Here is a 17,120-nt window from a genome sequence, read left to right as displayed (position 1 = left end):
TCTAATTTTTTGTTATAATCAATATAATTTAATACTATAATATATTTTCCTATATATACTAGAAATATGGTCTGGTGTCTCTACAGTCAACCCTAAATTAATTAACTATAGTTCTTAATTTATTTTTAATTTGTTAAGACTATGTTTCTTTTATTCAATTTTGTATTAAATCTTTTGGAGGAGAAAAACATGCAAATTAAAAAATCTTATACTTTTGATGATTTATTATTAGTTCCACAAAAATCAGATATTTTACCTTATCAAATTGATTTAAGAACTAAAATAACAAAAAATATTGAATTAAATATTCCCTTTTTATCTTCAGCAATGGATACGGTTACTGAATCAAAATTGGCAATTGCAATTGCTCGTGAAGGTGGAATTGGAATTATTCATAAAAATTTATCAATTGATGAACAAGCAGCAGAAGTTGAAAAAGTAAAACGAAATGAATCAGGTTTTATTATTAATCCAATTACTTTAAAACCAACAATGACTGTTCAAGATGCTGAAAATATTATGGCACAATATCGCATTTCAGGATTGCCAATTGTTGATGAAGAAAATAAATTATTAGGGATTATTACAAATCGTGATATTCGAGCTTGCCATGATTTATCAGCACCAGTTGCTGATTTTATGACAGTAAAAAATTTAATTACAACTCATGAAAAAATTAATTTAGAGCAAGCAAAAGAAATCTTATTAAATAATCGAATCGAAAAATTACCGATTGTTAATGCTAAAAATATTTTAAAAGGATTAATCACAATTAAAGATATTAATAATCGTGATGAGTATCCTAATGCTTGTAAAGATGATCAAGGACGGTTACGAGTGGGCGCTGCTGTTGGAATTGATGAAAACACTTTGTTACGAGTTGAAAAACTTGTTGCTGCTTGTGTTGATGTGATTGTTGTTGATTCTGCTCATGGGCATAGTCAAGGAATTATTACGATGGTTAGCAAAATCAAAAAGGCTTTTCCAACCCCGGAACTTATTGCTGGAAATGTTGTGACAGGAGCGGGAGCACTAGATTTAATAGCTGCTGGTGCTGATGCAATTAAAGTAGGAGTAGGGCCAGGAAGCATTTGTACAACTAGAATTGTTGCTGGCGTTGGAGTTCCCCAAATTACAGCTATTAATGATGTTTATGAAGTTTGTGCACCAAAAGGGGTTCCCATTATTGCTGATGGCGGTATTAAATACTCTGGTGATGTTGTTAAAGCTTTAGCAGCTGGCGGTGCTGCGGTTATGATGGGGTCAGTTTTTGCGGCAACTCTGGAGGCACCTGGTGAAGAAATGATTGTTGAAGGTAAAAAATATAAAACATATATGGGAATGGGTTCTTTAGCAGCAATGAAAAAGGGTAGTGCTGATCGTTATTTTCAAGATAAGAACCGTAAATTAGTGCCCGAAGGGGTTGAAGGTCGTGTTTTATTAAAAGGAAAATTAAGTGATATTCTTTTCCAATTTATTGGTGGGTTACGAAGTGGGTTTGGTTACTGTGGTGCCAAAAATATTGCAACATTACAAAAAACAGCACAATTTGTTGAAATCTCAAATAATGGTTTAAAAGAGTCACATCCCCATGACATTGCAATTACAAAAGAACCACCAAATTACACAAAATAAGATTAATTTTTAAAACCTGATTTTTTTAAATCAGGTTTTAAAATATCTAATATTTTTAAAAAAATATTATTTTAATTGATATTTCTTTTTAATTCATATATTATTTATGTGATATCTTAATAATTTGTATTATAAGGAGGTGCTAGCAATGAAAAGAACATGACAACCAAGCAAAATTAAACATAAGCGGACACATGGCTTTCGAGCAAGAATGCAATCAGCTTCAGGCCCTAAAGTTTTAAGTAGAAGAAGAGCGAAAGGAAGAAAAGTATTATCAGCTTAATTTAGTTGGTAATATACTTTATTTTTCTATTTGTGTAAAAATGTGAAAAAAAAATTTATTGTTAAAAAGAATTATGAATTTCAAAAAATAATAAATAATCGTTCTTTTATTAAAACTAACACTTATTTTATTTATTTTAAAAAAAATGATCTTAATTATCATCGTTTTGGAATATCCGTTGGTAAAAAATTAGGAAATGCTGTTGTTAGAAATAAAGCAAAAAGACAAATTAGAACTATGCTATCATTTGATTTTTCAACTACAGAAGGTTATGATCAAATTATTATTGTTAGAAAACCATATTTTAGTAGTAGTTACTTAGTTAATAAAAAAGTTTTATTAAACCAAATCAAGATGTAAAAAGGAGGCGTAATAGTGAACTATCGTGATTATATTTTCTCAGATGGGAAAAGAACACGAAAACCTTGATATTCAATTGCCTGAAAATGAACAAAATTAATTTTGTATCTTTTTTTAATTATATCAATGTTATGAGGCTGTGGACAAATGATGGTTCCTAAGTTTGGAACAGCCCAAATTTTAGATGTTTCTGGCCAAAGAGTATATAAACCAGGAGTTTTCTTTGAAATTATTTTAGGAAAAACTAATGTCGGAAAAGAACACTTTTTTCATTTTGAAAATGGACAATTATTTGAATATCCTTATTTAGCTATTAGAACATGGGGTGATGCTTTTGTAAAAACAACGTCACCGTTTTATGGTTGTTTTGTTTTTCCAGTTGCCTGAATTTTAGTTAATTTAATTTATGGATTTGGTGGTTTAGATAATGGAGCTGGAATCATTGGAGCACTTTTCTTAACTTCGTTAATTGTTCGGTTAATTACTTTAATGTTTAGTTGAAAAGCCCAGCGTAATCAAGATAAAATGCAGTTAATGCAAATTAAACAAGCAGAAATCCAAGCAAAATATAAAGGTTCAAAGGATCCTGCTGCTAAACAAAAACAACAAATGGAAATGATGCAATTATATCGGAAGGAAGGATTTTCCCCCTTATCGACAATTGGTTCGTCATTCTTATCGATTCCATTTTTAATTGCGATGTATACCGTTGTGCGAGCAACTCGCGAGTTAAAAATGGCAACAATTGGGCAAATTTCTTTAATTGAAAAGCCCTGAGATATGATTACGAGTGGAAATTATGTATATTTAGCGTTATTATTTGTTTATTTACCAATTCAAGTTCTGTCAATGATCTTACCAACGATTTTAAACCTTCGTAAAACAAAAGTTATTACAAAAGAACAGAAAAAGGCCCGTAAGCGTCAGTTTATCATGCAAGGGGTAATGATTATTGTTTTCTTTGTAGTTACAATTTCGATTGCGTCAGGGGTTGCTATTTATTGGATTTTCTCTGCGGTAATTCAAATTTTACAGACTTTAGGGTTTCATTTCTTACGAATTAAAAAACGTGGCAAAAAAAATAAAAATAGTGAATCATTATGACAAAAAATTAAGAATTTATTTATTCGTAAACCAAAATTAACAACAATTGGTAATGCAGAAGTTGTTGAAGTAACAAAAACAAAACCAATAAAAACAAGTGAAGCTAATAAAGTTTCTTATAACCCAATAAAAACAAAACCAAAAAAATCAAAATTCTCTTTACATAGTAAGAAGAAAAATAAAGAATAATGCTTTTTGTTAAAGAATTTAAATCACAAAAAAAATTCAAAAAATTTTTAAATAGTTCATCGAAAACATATTTTTATAAAACGGAATTATTTACAAAAAACATTTTTTTTGAACGATTACATGTAAAACTCTTTTTGAGATTGATGATATTATTACTTTTTGTGAAGAGCGTTTAAAAATTATCATTGAAGATATCTTATTATCAAAAGATTATGAGATGTCTTTTTCATATCATAATAAACAAATTCTAATTATGTTAGATGTCAAAGATTTAACCCCTAATATTAATGTCTTTGAGTTTATTTTTATCTTAGAAAATCTATTACATACATATATTAGTCGAAAATTTCAAAATCAATTGGGCCAGAAAATGCCCGTCAAATTGTTATTAAATATAGCAATAAGAAATAATGGTTAGGTTCTGTTTTAAAGTTTGATATAATTTAGCACAGCAAAGAGGAGTTTCAAAAAAATGTTTGAAGATACAATAGTTGCCCCAGCAACGGCGATGGTAAAACAAGCAATTTCAATTATTCGTATGTCAGGGCCTGATAGTTATAAAATTATTAATAAAATCTTTTCAAAAGCAGTAGTTCCTAGTGGAAACCAGGTTTGCTATGGTTACTTAATCAATGGTAAAGAAACAATTGATCAAGTTATTTTAGTTTGTTTTGAAAAGCCAAATTCATTTACTGGTGAAGATATTATTGAAATTAATTGTCATGGGGGTGTTTTGGTTACTAATAAAATTATTAAGTTATTGTTAAAGAATGGGGCATGATTAGCTAACCGCGGGGAGTTTTCCCAACGAGCTTTTTTAAATGGGAAGCTTAATTTAGTCCAAACCGATGCAATTAACGATTTGGTTAACGCGACAAATGATACGAGTGCTAAAATAGCTTTAAATAATTTACAGAATAAAAATACACACTTAATTAGTGCTTATCGTGATGAATTATTAGATATTATTGCCAACATTGAAGTAAATATTGATTATCCAGAGTATGATGGAGTTGGTGACTTAACAACACAAGAATTAAATCAACGGTTATTTGTTTTAGAACAAAAAATCAATGATTTAGTTAAAATTAGTAAAGTTGGGAAAATTATTAATGAGGGAATTAATGTGTTAATTCTTGGAAAACCAAATGTGGGAAAATCCTCATTACTAAATGCTTTAATGAATGAAGATAAAGCGATTGTTTCGGAGATACCAGGAACAACAAGAGATATTGTAGAAGGAAAAATTAACTTAGGACCGCTAACATTAAACATTATTGATACTGCTGGATTACGTGAAACAGTTGATAAAATTGAACAAATTGGAATTGAAAAAGCACGACAACAAGTTGAAAATGCTGATTTAGTCTTAGTTGTTGCCGATAATGTTTTGGATTTAGTTGAATTAGATGCTGACGTCAAAGCATTAATTAAAAACAAAGAGTATTTATTAGTTTTAAATAAAATTGATTTACCTAATGTTAATAAACCCAACGTAGATAAGCGTTTAGTTGGTATTTCTGCTTTAAACCGGGATATTAAAGCATTAATTGATAAGATTTTAATATTATATAACACTGAACATCTTATTAAGGATGATCAGTTAGTTTTGTCAAATATAAAACAAATTTCTTTGTTAGAGAAGGTAGCAAATTCAATAAAAAATGCATATAATAATACTACGAGTGGATTTCCGGTTGACATTATTAATGTTGACTTACATGAGGCTTGGGAAATATTGGGTGAGATTCTAGGCGAAAATTATGAAGATGATTTATTGACAACAATTTTTAGTAGATATTGCCTAGGAAAATAGGAGGAAAATATGCAAGGAATCTTTGATACACATTGTCATTTAATGTCACATGAATATGAAAACGAAGAGACTTCAGCAATTATTGCTGATGCCAAAATCAGTGGTGTTTACCGGCTTAATAATGTTGGATATGATTTAAAAACGAGTAAAGCAGCAGTTCGCCATGCAATGCAATATGATAATGTTTTTGCAACAATTGGAATTCATCCAACAGGTGTTGCTGAATATGGTGCGACAGATTTAACAAAATTAGATCAGTTATTAAATAGCGATAAAGTAATTGCTGTTGGTGAAATTGGATTGGACTATTACCATAAGAATGTTTCACCAGACTTGCAAAAACATTGATTTATCAAACAACTTGAATTAGCAAAGGAGCACAACCTTCCTGTAGCAATTCACTGTCGTGATGCTTATGAAGATTGTTATGAAATATTAAAAACACAAAAAATTAAAAATGGTTTGATGCATTGTTATAATGGAACAATTGAAATGGCAGAAAAATTTTTAGATTTAGGATTTTATCTTTCATTTGCAGGAAATATTACTTTTAAAAATGTCGACCGGTTACGTGAAGTTGCTAAAATGGTACCATTAAATAAAATTTTGGTTGAAACAGATGCGCCATATTTAACTCCTGATCCATACCGTGGGCAAAAAAATTATCCTAAATTCATTATGTATACAGTTAAAAAACTAGCAGAATTAAAAAGTATGCCAGTTGAAGAAATGATTCGTATTACGAATAAGAATGCCCGTAAATTATTTAATATTGAATAATTTTTAAATAACAAAATTGAAACAAAAAAAATATTAGATTGCTCTAATATTTTTTTTGTTTCAATTTATTTTCTTTTTTTACCTAATGATGATAATAATCCTTTTTCTTGGAAATTATACAAACCATTTTCGATATTTTTCTTAATTGTTTTTTCGAAGATTTTTGTTCCTTCAATAACACAATTTAATGGATCTGAAGCAGTTTTTGTTGGTAATTGGAAGATATCAAAGAAGTATTTATCAATATTTCTAATTAAAGCTCCTCCGCCACAAACTGTAATTCCGTTTCTCATAATGTCTCCTGCTAATTCAGGTGGTGTATTTTCTAATAGTTCAATTACTAAGTCTGTAATTTTAGAAAATGCATTTAATAAGACATTTCTGATTTCTTCTGAACTAATTTTTGCTTCTTTTGGTAATCCTGAAACAATATCACGTCCATAGATTTGCATTGATCTTTCGTTATGGTATTTAACTAATGAACCAATGAATTTTTTAACATCTTCAGCTGTTTTTTGCCCAATAGCAATGTTGTATTCTGAACGAATGTATTTACGAATATCATCGTCAAAGTGGTTTCCAGCAACTTTAATTGATCTTGAAACTACGATATCACCTGCTGAAATAATTGCTATATCAGTTGTTCCCCCACCAATATCAATGATTAAGTGTCCTTGAGGTAATTCAATATTAATTCCTGCTCCTAAAGCGGCCATTTTAGCTTCCTCTTCGATAATAACTAATTCAGCACCCATTTCTTTAGCAACATTTTTTAAAGCGTCTCTTTCAAGTTCTGTAACTCCACTTGGACATGCTAATAATACAATAGCATTTTTTCAAATGTTCATCATTTTCATTCTTGAAAAGATGTGTTTTAATAAATCTTGTGCAGCTTCCATATCTGCGATAACTCCATCTACTAATGGTGTTACCATTCTAATATCCCCGTGTGTTTTTCCAACCATATCATAGGCAGCTTTTCCTAAGGCAATTAAACTATTAGTTTTATTGTTATAAGCCATTAATGATGGTTCATTGTAGACTATACCTTGTCCTGAAACATACGCTAAAACATTAGCAGTTCCTAAGTCAAGAGAAATAAATGGTCTAGTTTCTGGTCTCACGTTTTTGTCCTCCTTAACAATTTAATAACTATTCATAGTTATATTAATAATAACTTATTAATAGCCTATTTTAGTAATTTAATTCTTTTACATGCATTGATTCTAATCTTAAGATATCAAAGATGTCTGATTCGAATTTTTTAGTTCCATTAATAACGGCTAATAATGGTTGTTCACCGATTTTTGATGGTAATTGTAATGTATCTGTAAAGTAACGGTCAATTCCTTTAATTAAGGCTCCACCCCCACAGATTGTAATTCCATTACGGAAAATGTCTCCTGCTAATTCAGGTGGTGTTTCTTCTAACACTTGTACTGTTAGGTCAATAATTCTTGACACAGGTACTTTTAATACTTCTCGGATTTCTTCTGGTGTTACTTCGATTTCTCTTGGTAATCCTGAAACTACATCACGTCCGTAAACTTTCATTCTTCTTTCATCAAGATATTTCGATAATGATCCGATTTCAATTTTAATTTGTTCAGCTGTTTTTGATCCAATTTCTAGACCATATTGTGAACGGATGAATTTTTGTACTTCATCGTTTAAATAGTTTCCAGCAACTTTAACTGATTTAGATAATACGATGTCTCCTGAGGCCATAACAGCAATATCTGTTGTTCCTCCACCCATGTCAACAACTAAGTTTCCAGCAGGTTTGTAAATATCAACACCCCCACCTAAAGCAGCCATTTTAACTTCTTCTTCAACGAAAACTTTAGATGCTCCTAAGTTCATTGCAATTTTTTTCAAGGCAGCTTTTTCTAATTCAGTAATAACTGCTGGACAAGCCAATAACATAATTGAATGTTTTAATTGTTTTGTAATACGTAGTTTTGTGAAAATATATCTTAATTGTGCTTCTGTTGCACGAATATCGGTAATAACTCCATCAACCATTGGTCTAACAATACGAATTGACTTGTTTCCTTTTCCAATCATTTTGTAAGCTTCTGCACCTACAGCAATAATTCTGTTTTCTTTAATTCTGTAAACAACAATTGAAGGCTCGTTATAAACGATTCCTGAACCCGAAACATACACTAATGTATTAGCAGTTCCTAAGTCCATAGAAACGAAAGCTGGTTTCTTTGTGCTATTATTAAATAAAGCCATGTAATTTTGTCCTCCTGTTTCTTCTTAATTTATTTTGTTAGATTAATATATTTGATTAATCAGTAAAAATGAATTGCAATTCTGTATTTGATTGTAAATAAAGAATACAATACAAAATAATTATAACATATTTTTAAACTTTTCTTTCAAAAATATTGCTTTAATTTTGTCGAAAACTCTTGATATTTATAAAATATACCTAAAATTAGGTATATTTTTAATATATAGAGGTAAATAAATGATGAAAAAAATAATTACAGAATTAATAAATAGCTTAACAGATGATCAATTTTTAGAATTTTATGAAAAAATAAAACAACAAGCAGACTTAATTAAAAAACAAAAACGTTTAAATGAAATTGATCAAAAATTTAGAGATAAAGGCATTATATGTCCTAATTGCAAATCTTTTCATTGTGTTAAAAATGGTCATAATTCCGAAGGAAAACAAAAATATTTATGTAAAAAATGTCGTGCTAGTTTTGATGCATTTCGTCATCATTTTACTTATTGAAGTCATTTAAATTATGAACAGTGAAATTTATTAATTCAAATTTCATTGTTAGGACAATCTAGTAAAATAATTTCTCGTTTTATTAAAACAACCCCAAAAACCGCTTGATATAATCGACAAAAATTAATGCAATCAAAACAATTAGAAAATACACAGTTAAAATTTAAAAAATTAAATGGTCAAATCCAAATGGATGAAACATTTATTAAAGAAATTCATAAAGGCAATTTTAAAGATAAATTTGATAAACGAAAAACTCATCTCGATCCATTTTCAACTGATACCAAATGCTGTATTCAAATGGCAGTTGATAGCAATAATAATATTTTTGTTCAATCCACCAATACCAAAAGATTACAAAAACAATGGATTATTGAAAATATGAATAAGCAACTAATTAAAGAAAAATCAATAATTATTTCTGATATGCAACCACTATATTTATTAGTAGCAAAACAAACAAATTCTACTCTATATTCCACCAAAACTAGTACAAACCCTGATACTAGTTATCAAAAGTTAAATAAGATTAGTAAATTACAATCCAGTCTTAAAGAAGCCTTAATTCATTATCATGGTTTGGGTTTCACTAATATTCAAAATTATTTAAAGCTCTGAAAATGAAAATACCAACACAAAGGTTTAACACCAAACCAACAATCAACGGTATTATATTTTAACGTTTAAAAAATTTAAAGCAAAATCATAATCTTACACAAAATTAGTTTTCAAATTGTCATATTGATGATTTTTTTTATTTCATCAAGAGTTTTCGACAAAATTAAAGTAAAAAAAAGATAAACATTTGTTTATCTATTTTTTTTGTTTTCTTCAATTAATCCATCTCTAATTTTTTTCTCATATGCAATGCAACCATCAATAACAGATGTTTCGGCATTTTTAGCAATACGAACTGGAATTTGGAAATAATCTGATAAAAATTCTTTAATTCCTGCGATTTGTCCACATCCACCAGTAACTAAAATACCGTTAGCTACAGCATCACCAGCTAATTCAGCGGGTGTTTGTTCTAACACTTCAGTTATTAATTGTGTAATTGATGAAAAAACACTTATTAATAACTTTCTAATTTCTGAATCTAAAATTTCCGCTTCTTTTGGCATTCCTGTTACAACGTCTCTTCCAAAAATAATCATTTTTTTGTTTTCTTTTGTTTTATATAATGATCCAATTTGTTTTTTGATTTGTTCTGCTGTCACAACTCCAATTGAAATTGTATGTTTAGCGCGGATGTATTTTAAAATTTCTTCATCAATATAATTTCCGGCTGTTTTAATTGATTTGCTTTCAACAATTCCACCAGCTGAAATAATAGCGCAACTTGTTTTTCCACCACCAATGTCTAAAACAAAAGTTCCTTTTGGTGCAAAAATGTTTTCTCCGGCTCCTAGAGCAGCCATTAATGAATCTTCTTCAATTTTAACAAAATCTGCACCAATATTTTTACACATTTGGATTATTGCTCGTTTTTCTAAGTCTGTAACATTTTTTGGACATGCAATTAAAACAATAGCATTCTTTCATAAGTCAGTCACCCTTGCCTTTTTTCCTATTTGCTGAATAAATTCTTCAGCAATAGCTAAGTCTGTAACTGCTCCATTACGTAATGGTGTATAAATTTCAATTTTATTATGAGTTTTCCCAATCAACTTTTTAGCACCATCTCCTAATGCAATTAGTTTATTAGTTCCAATTTCATATGCCATTACTGATGCTTCGTTGAAAATAATACCTCTCCCTGCAACATAAGCGATCGAATTAGTTGTCCCCAAATCTATAGCGATAAATTTACGAGGTGGCTTTGGTGAGATGTTGAATGTATTTTTCAATACGTCTGATATTGCCATCTTTAAAATGTCTCCTTCCGTTTATTGCTTATTTAAAAACATAGCAATAATAAATAACATAATAATTTTCTTAAATATTAAACCCCCTAATAGTAATAAAAAATTCAATATCAAGTAATTTTATTATATATAAAATTAAGAGCAATTTGCAATTAAAAACAACAATTTAATTTTTTTTTTTTTTTTGGTGTTTTGTTTTATTTTATGCTCTTGTTAGAAAAAAAAGTATAATCTTAATATAATTTTAATTTTTATGCAATTTTGTATTCATTTGCTTCTAACAATTGGATTCTTTCAATTACAGCACCTAAGTTTTTTTCATATGTTTTAGCGCCATCAATTACACACATTAACGGATCATTTGCAGCTTTTACTTTTAATTGGAAAATTGATTCAAAATATTTAACAATTCCACGAATTAAAGCTCCGCCTCCACAAATTGTAATTCCATTTCTAATAACATCTCCTGCTAATTCAGGTGGTGTTTGTTCTAATACTTCAACTAATAAGTCTGTAATTCTTGAAAATGTTGCTAATAAAACGTTTTTAATTTCTTCAGGTTTAATCATTACTTCACGTGGTAATCCAGTGATAATATCACGCCCAAAGGCACGAACTGGTTTTTCATTAATTATTTTAACTAATGCTCCAATTTCTTTTTTAATTTGTTCGGCAGTTCTAATTCCAATTAAAACATTATACTCGGCACGAATGTATTTCTGAATTTCTTGATCTAAGTGTTTTCCAGCAACTTTAACTGATTTTGAAATTACAATATCACCTGCTGAAATAATTGCTATATCAGTTGTTCCTCCACCAATATCGATTACCAAGTTTCCTTGTGCTAATCCGATGTTTAAACCAGCCCCTAATGCTGCTAGTTTAACTTCTTCTTCAACTAAAACGTAACTTGCTCCCATATCTTTTGCGATTGCTTTTAAAGCACCACGTTCTAATTCTGTAACTCCACTTGGGTATGCTAATATTACTAGTGAATTTTTTCAAATTCCTGATAATTTTAATCTACTAAAAATGTGTTTTAATAAATCTTGGGCAGCATCCATATCTGAAATAACGCCATCAACTAAAGGTGTTACCATTCTAATATGTTCATGTGTTTTTCCAACCATTTTGTATGCTTCGTTCCCTAAGGCAATTAATGAGTTACTTAAGGTGTCATATGCCATTATTGAAGGTTCGTTATAAACAATCCCTTGTCCCGAAACATATGCTACTGTATTAGCTGTACCTAGGTCTAGAGCTAAAAATGAGTAATCTTTTCCAAATTTATAATTAGCCATATTTCTTTTTGCCTCCTACTCCTATATTTAAAATTTATCATTATTTTAATATAACAGTCTAGTATAATTATACTATAAAATTATGATAAATTAAACCAAAAAGATTTTTATGGGGGAAAAGGCGACAGTGGGAACATTCATTATTGTAGAAGGCAAAACAGATGCGGCAAAATTGGAAAGCATTTTTCCTGATCTTGAAATAATTGAAACTGGGGGGAGTGGAATTACAACAGAAAAGTTAGCATTAATTAAAAAAATTAGTTTACATAATAAAATAATAATTTTTACCGACCCTGATCATCCTGGTCAAAAATTGCGACAAATCATTAGTGATTATTTAGACAATAATTGTATTCATGCTTTTATTGATAAAGTTGATGCAATTAGAGGAAAAAAGGTGGGGGTTGCAGAAGCTTCTATCTCCGCAATTAAAAATAGTATTATCAATCTTATTACCTTTAGTAACAAGACTGGTGATAGTTTATTATGAAGTGATTATATTAATCTTGTTGATTCAAAATTAAAACGTCAAAAAATTATTAATTATTATAATTTAGCTCTCACAAATAATAAAACAACATTTAAATATTTAAACTATATGAATATAACAAAAGATGATTTAATTAAAACTTTAGAGGAGAAATAATAATATGAAAAAACAAAATCAGGAAATGTGGGCAGAAGGAATTATTGCCAAAAAAAGTAAAGGCCAAAATTTTTTAACAAATTCTTATTTTATCAATAAAATTGTTAATAGTGCATTTGAATTTCCAAAAACCAATATTTTAGAAATTGGTCCGGGGATGGGAGCTTTAACCAATGAAATTTTATTAAAAGCAAATAAATTTGTTTGTGTTGAAATTGATCCTGATTTAGTAAAATATTTAACAGTAAAATTTCAAAATCAAAATTTTAAAATTATTGAAGCAGATATTTTAACACTTGATTTAGAAACATTGTTTGCAACTGAATTTCCAGATAATAATCCAATTAATATTATTTCAAATATTCCTTATTATATTACTTCTCCAATTATTTTTAAATTATTAAAAATAAAGAATCCAAAAGTAAAAGAAGTTGTTTTAATGATGCAAAAAGAAGTTGGTGATCGAATTATGGCTCAACCAAATTCAAAGGCGTATAATAATCTTTCGATTGTTTGTCAACTTTATAGTGATATTGAAAAAGTTTGTTTAGTTGGACGCAATAATTTTGTTCCTGTTCCTAAAGTCGATAGTGTTGTTCTAAAATTTAAACTAAATCGAAAATATCCTGATTTAAAAAATGAAGAAGATTTTATTGTATTTATTCGAGCAATGTTTGCGACAAAGCGAAAAACAATCTTAAATAATCTAGCAACTATTTTATATGATAAAACATTGGCACAAAATATTTTATTAAAATTAAATTATTCTTTAACTTTACGATCAGAAAGATTAACCGTAAATGATTTTTATTTATTATATAATGAAGTTAAACAAAATGAGAAAGAAGGTCAATAATGCAAATTAAATCATATGGTAAATTTAATTTAACATTAAAAGTTTTTCGTAGAAATCGATGAAAAAAAATGCATCGAATTCAAAGTATTATTTTTCCTTATAAATTAGAATATGATATGGTTGAGGTTTTGCCTTATCAAGGCGTACAAACAATTTTTACTTGTAATAAAAAAGAACTTGATTGAAATAATAATACTGTTTTAGATGCTTATCATAAGTTCTTGATAGTATTTCCTAAATTTAAAACAATTCCGTTACATATTAATTTAATTAAAAACACAACAATTGGTTCTGGTTTAGGTTATTCGGCTAGTAATGCTGTTGCTGTTATTAAACTAATTTGTAATTTTTTTAAGATTAATTATTATTCAAAAAAAGTTAAAAAGTTAATTAAAAGTCTTAGTTCAGATGCTTTATTTTTTTACTTAGAAAAACCAGCAATTATTTCTGGCTGTGGTAATAAAATTACATATTTAACATCTAAACAAATTAAAAAATATGAAATTCCTAATCTTAAAGTTATTGATTCAAAAATTTCATTAATTACAAAAGATGTTTATCAAGAGTTTGATTATAATTATAACTATTATAAAACAAAGAAAAATACTAATACCTACTATAATATTCTGCAACAACCTGCTTTTAAAATTAATTCAAAGTTAAAAAAATTTTATATGACTTTAAAAAAAGAACACCAAAATGTTATGCTATCAGGTAGTGGGGGTGCTTTTTTAGTATGATAAATTAATTTTAAAGTATATTTTAAAATTAATTTAGGCTATAATTTAACATAAATGAGGAGATTATAAAATGAATAAAGTATTGTTAATTGACGGGAATGCGTTACTTTTTAGAGCATTTTATGCTACAGCTTATAATGTTAAAATGTTAAAAAGTTTAGATGGAACTCCAACTAATGCTGTTTATGCTTTTGCTAATACGTTAAATAAAATTTTAAAATCAAATAATTATTATAGCGTTGTTGTTGCTTTTGATAAAGGAAAAAAGAATTTTCGTCATGATTTGTTAACTGATTATAAGGATGGACGCAGTAAGACACCAGAAGAACTAATCGTACAATTTCCAATTGTAAAAGAATTTTTAGATAGTTATCAAATCCCATATTTAGAACAAGAGGGGTATGAGGCGGATGATCTATTAGGATGTTTGGCGCAACAAGCAGAAAAAGAGAACTTTTATGTTGATATTTTTTCAAGTGATAAAGATTTGTATCAATTAATAAGTGATAAAACAAATATTTTGGTCCCGCGTCAAGGTGATACAGCCTATGTTATTGATAAGACGGCTTTAGCAGAAAAATGAGGGGTTGAACCAGTACAAGTTCCTGATTTAAAAGGATTAATGGGCGATCCTTCTGATAACTTGAAAGGAGTTACTGGTGTTGGTGAAAAAACAGCAATAAAATTGATTCAAGAATATCATTCAATTGAAAACTTATATGATAATCTTGATCAAATCAAAGGGGCATTACAGCAAAAATTATTAAATAGTAAAGGGGATGCATTATTGTGTAAAAAAGTTGCCACAATTTTTTGTGATATTAATTTAAAGCAATTTGCGTTTACGCCATTTCAACCGAACTATGATGTTTTAATGCAATTTTATTTAAAATATAATATGAATTCTTTTATTACAAAATTATTTAATAACAAAGATGATTTACAAAATTCAGAGTTAAAAGTTGAAATTATTGAGGAATGAAAAGAAGAATATAATGAAGACAACACTACTGTTTATTTAGAACTATTTGATGAAAATTATCACATTTCAGAAATTATTGGTTTTGGGATCGTTAATTCCAAAGGAATTTTTTATTTTGATTATATTCATGCTAAATATGATAAATTATGACATCAGTTTTTATACAACCAAAATTATCAAAAGATAACTTATCATGCCAAAAGTTTAATTTTAGCTTTAGCGCGTGATAATATTACTGTGCAAAATATTAGTTATGATATGATGTTGGCGGGATATGTTTATAATTCTAACGCAAAAAATACCCTTGATACGTATATTAATTTATTTGAAAAAAAACAAATTTTAACCGATGATTTATTTTATGGGAAAGGGGTTAAAAAACAAATTCCAATTGATATTGTTAAATTAAGTCAGTTTATTGGACAAAAAGCATTTTATATTAATAAGTTGCAGCCAAAGATTATTGAATTATTAAAGGCTAATCAACAATATGATTTATATTACAATATTGAGCTACCAACGGCTTTTGCACTAGCACGAATGGAAATTAATGGTGTAAAGGTTGACCAACATGAGTTAACAACTCAAACATTACGAATTGAAAAAATTGTGCAAGAATTAAATAATGAAATTAATGCCATTGCTCAAAAAGAGATTAATCCCAATTCACCAAAACAAGTATCAGAATTATTATATTGTGATTTTTCTTTACCTGATCGAAAAAAAGGTTCAACAGCCCAAGAAGTTTTAGAGGAAATAAAGGATACTCATCAAATTATTCCTAAGATTTTAGATTATCGTAAGTATCAAAAATTATATTCAACGTATCTAAAGGGAATGGAAAAGTATATTTTTAATGATGGCAAAGTCCATACTATTTATAAACAAACGTTAACAAATACCGGACGGCTTTCATCGGTTGAACCAAATATGCAAAATATTAGTATTCGTGATGAAGTTCAAAAAGAAGTTCGAAAAATTTTTGTTGTTTCAACAACAGATAATATTTTATTATCATGTGACTATTCACAAATTGAATTAAGAATTCTAGCTCATATGTCAAAAGATTCCGATTTAATTAGGGCATTTAATAATAATGAAGATATTCATACTAATACGGCAATGAAAATTTTTAATTTATCAAAAGTAGAAATCACGCCTAATATTCGCCGCAGCGCTAAAGCTGTTAACTTTGGAATTATTTATGGAATTAGTGATTTTGGATTGGCAACTGATTTAAATATTCCTGTTTATAAAGCAAAAGAAATTATTAATAATTATTATCAGCAATTTCCCACAATTAAAGCTTTTATTGATAGTCAAGTTGAATTTTGCAAACAAAATGGTTATGTTATAACTATTTTTAATCGAAAACGATATGTTCCTGAAATCAATGATCTTAACTATATTCAGCGAGAATTTGGGAAACGAATTGCTATGAATATGCCAATTCAAGGTAGTGCGGCCGATATCATTAAAATTGCTTTAAAAAATATTGATCAAGAATTTCTAAAATTAAATTTAAAAGCAAAAATAATTGCTCAAATTCATGATGAACTAATTTTTGAAATTCCACAAAATGAATTAGCGCAAGTTAAATCAATTGTTAAAACTTTAATGGAAGATTCAACAGCGTTAGATGTTAAACTATTAGTTGATATGAAAGCAGGTTTAAGTTGATATAATTTAAAATAAAATTAAATTATATCAGCATTTTTTATGCCGTAATTTTTATGATTTCTTTAATTTTGTCGAAAACTCTTGATATTTATAAAATATACCTAAAATTAGGTATATTTTTAATA

General features: G+C 28.2%; 15 protein-coding genes and 1 riboswitch. Of the genes, 11 read left to right on the top strand and 4 right to left on the bottom strand.

What is annotated here, in order from left to right:
• Positions 1–29: 29 nt before the first annotated feature.
• A riboswitch (purine riboswitch) is annotated at positions 30–128 on the top strand.
• A 61-nt stretch (positions 129–189) separates the two neighbouring features.
• The 6 genes from guaB (at position 190) to AACK91_RS04865 (ending at position 6,167) form a co-directional block, all read left to right on the top strand.
• Entirely contained in the window at positions 190–1,635 is a 1,446-nt protein-coding gene (gene guaB / locus AACK91_RS04890) for an IMP dehydrogenase (protein WP_338964677.1), read from the top strand.
• 148 nt (positions 1,636–1,783) lie between these two features.
• Complete coding sequence (gene rpmH, locus AACK91_RS04885) at positions 1,784–1,918, top strand: 50S ribosomal protein L34 (RefSeq protein ID WP_338964675.1); 135 nt, start codon at positions 1,784–1,786, stop codon at positions 1,916–1,918.
• Positions 1,919–1,960: 42 nt separating this feature from the next.
• On the top strand, positions 1,961–2,278 hold the full coding sequence (rnpA, locus tag AACK91_RS04880; protein ID WP_338964673.1) for a ribonuclease P protein component: 318 nt from the start codon (positions 1,961–1,963) through the stop codon (positions 2,276–2,278).
• Between the two features lie 15 nt (positions 2,279–2,293).
• Positions 2,294–3,571: a membrane protein insertase YidC gene (gene yidC / locus AACK91_RS04875; RefSeq protein WP_338964670.1), complete on the top strand. Its 1,278-nt coding sequence runs from the start codon at positions 2,294–2,296 to the stop codon at positions 3,569–3,571.
• Positions 3,572–4,043: 472 nt separating this feature from the next.
• The gene (gene mnmE, locus AACK91_RS04870; protein WP_338964667.1) at positions 4,044–5,387 is read left to right on the top strand and encodes a tRNA uridine-5-carboxymethylaminomethyl(34) synthesis GTPase MnmE; all 1,344 of its coding nucleotides are present in this window, start codon (positions 4,044–4,046) and stop codon (positions 5,385–5,387) included.
• 9 nt (positions 5,388–5,396) lie between these two features.
• Entirely contained in the window at positions 5,397–6,167 is a 771-nt protein-coding gene (locus tag AACK91_RS04865; protein ID WP_338964665.1) for a TatD family hydrolase, read from the top strand.
• A 65-nt stretch (positions 6,168–6,232) separates the two neighbouring features.
• On the opposite strand, the gene AACK91_RS04860 is transcribed toward AACK91_RS04865, so the two are convergent.
• Together AACK91_RS04860 and AACK91_RS04855 are read right to left on the bottom strand one after the other, a co-directional pair.
• Positions 6,233–7,291 carry a rod shape-determining protein gene (locus tag AACK91_RS04860; protein ID WP_338964663.1) on the bottom strand — a complete coding sequence of 353 codons (1,059 nt, stop codon included), beginning with the start codon at positions 7,289–7,291 and terminating at the stop codon, positions 6,233–6,235.
• A 70-nt stretch (positions 7,292–7,361) separates the two neighbouring features.
• Positions 7,362–8,408: a rod shape-determining protein gene (locus AACK91_RS04855; RefSeq protein ID WP_338964661.1), complete on the bottom strand. Its 1,047-nt coding sequence runs from the start codon at positions 8,406–8,408 to the stop codon at positions 7,362–7,364.
• Between the two features lie 238 nt (positions 8,409–8,646).
• Between AACK91_RS04855 and AACK91_RS04850 the strand changes: the two genes are divergently transcribed.
• Positions 8,647–9,609 carry an IS1/IS1595 family N-terminal zinc-binding domain-containing protein gene (locus AACK91_RS04850; protein WP_338963247.1) on the top strand — a complete coding sequence of 321 codons (963 nt, stop codon included), beginning with the start codon at positions 8,647–8,649 and terminating at the stop codon, positions 9,607–9,609.
• Positions 9,610–9,731: 122 nt separating this feature from the next.
• On the opposite strand, the gene AACK91_RS04845 is transcribed toward AACK91_RS04850, so the two are convergent.
• Positions 9,732–10,790: a rod shape-determining protein gene (locus AACK91_RS04845; RefSeq protein ID WP_338964659.1), complete on the bottom strand. Its 1,059-nt coding sequence runs from the start codon at positions 10,788–10,790 to the stop codon at positions 9,732–9,734.
• A gap of 251 nt (positions 10,791–11,041) precedes the next feature.
• Positions 11,042–12,091 carry a rod shape-determining protein gene (locus AACK91_RS04840; protein WP_338964657.1) on the bottom strand — a complete coding sequence of 350 codons (1,050 nt, stop codon included), beginning with the start codon at positions 12,089–12,091 and terminating at the stop codon, positions 11,042–11,044.
• A gap of 109 nt (positions 12,092–12,200) precedes the next feature.
• On the opposite strand from AACK91_RS04840, the gene rnmV reads away from it, so the two are divergent.
• The 4 genes from rnmV (at position 12,201) to polA (ending at position 17,010) form a co-directional block, all read left to right on the top strand.
• Positions 12,201–12,737, top strand: a complete 537-nt coding sequence (gene rnmV / locus AACK91_RS04835; protein ID WP_338964655.1) for a ribonuclease M5 — start codon at positions 12,201–12,203, stop codon at positions 12,735–12,737.
• Positions 12,738–12,741: 4 nt separating this feature from the next.
• Positions 12,742–13,593 (top strand): 16S rRNA (adenine(1518)-N(6)/adenine(1519)-N(6))-dimethyltransferase RsmA, encoded by an 852-nt coding sequence (gene rsmA, locus AACK91_RS04830; RefSeq protein WP_338964653.1) that lies wholly within the window; start codon positions 12,742–12,744, stop codon positions 13,591–13,593.
• On the top strand, positions 13,593–14,336 hold the full coding sequence (locus AACK91_RS04825) for a 4-diphosphocytidyl-2C-methyl-D-erythritol kinase (RefSeq protein WP_338964650.1): 744 nt from the start codon (positions 13,593–13,595) through the stop codon (positions 14,334–14,336). The genes rsmA and AACK91_RS04825 overlap by 1 nt, the downstream gene beginning before the upstream one ends.
• Positions 14,337–14,403: 67 nt before the next feature.
• A complete protein-coding gene (gene polA, locus AACK91_RS04820; RefSeq protein ID WP_338964647.1) occupies positions 14,404–17,010 on the top strand; it encodes a DNA polymerase I in 2,607 nt (868 codons plus the stop codon).
• The last annotated feature ends 110 nt before the right edge of the window (positions 17,011–17,120 follow it).

The sequence above is a fragment of the Spiroplasma endosymbiont of Sarcophaga carnaria genome (assembly GCF_964019595.1).
Classification (GTDB): domain Bacteria; phylum Bacillota_I; class Bacilli_A; order Mycoplasmatales; family Mycoplasmataceae; genus Spiroplasma; species Spiroplasma poulsonii.
This window is presented reverse-complemented; position numbering and strand designations above follow the sequence as displayed.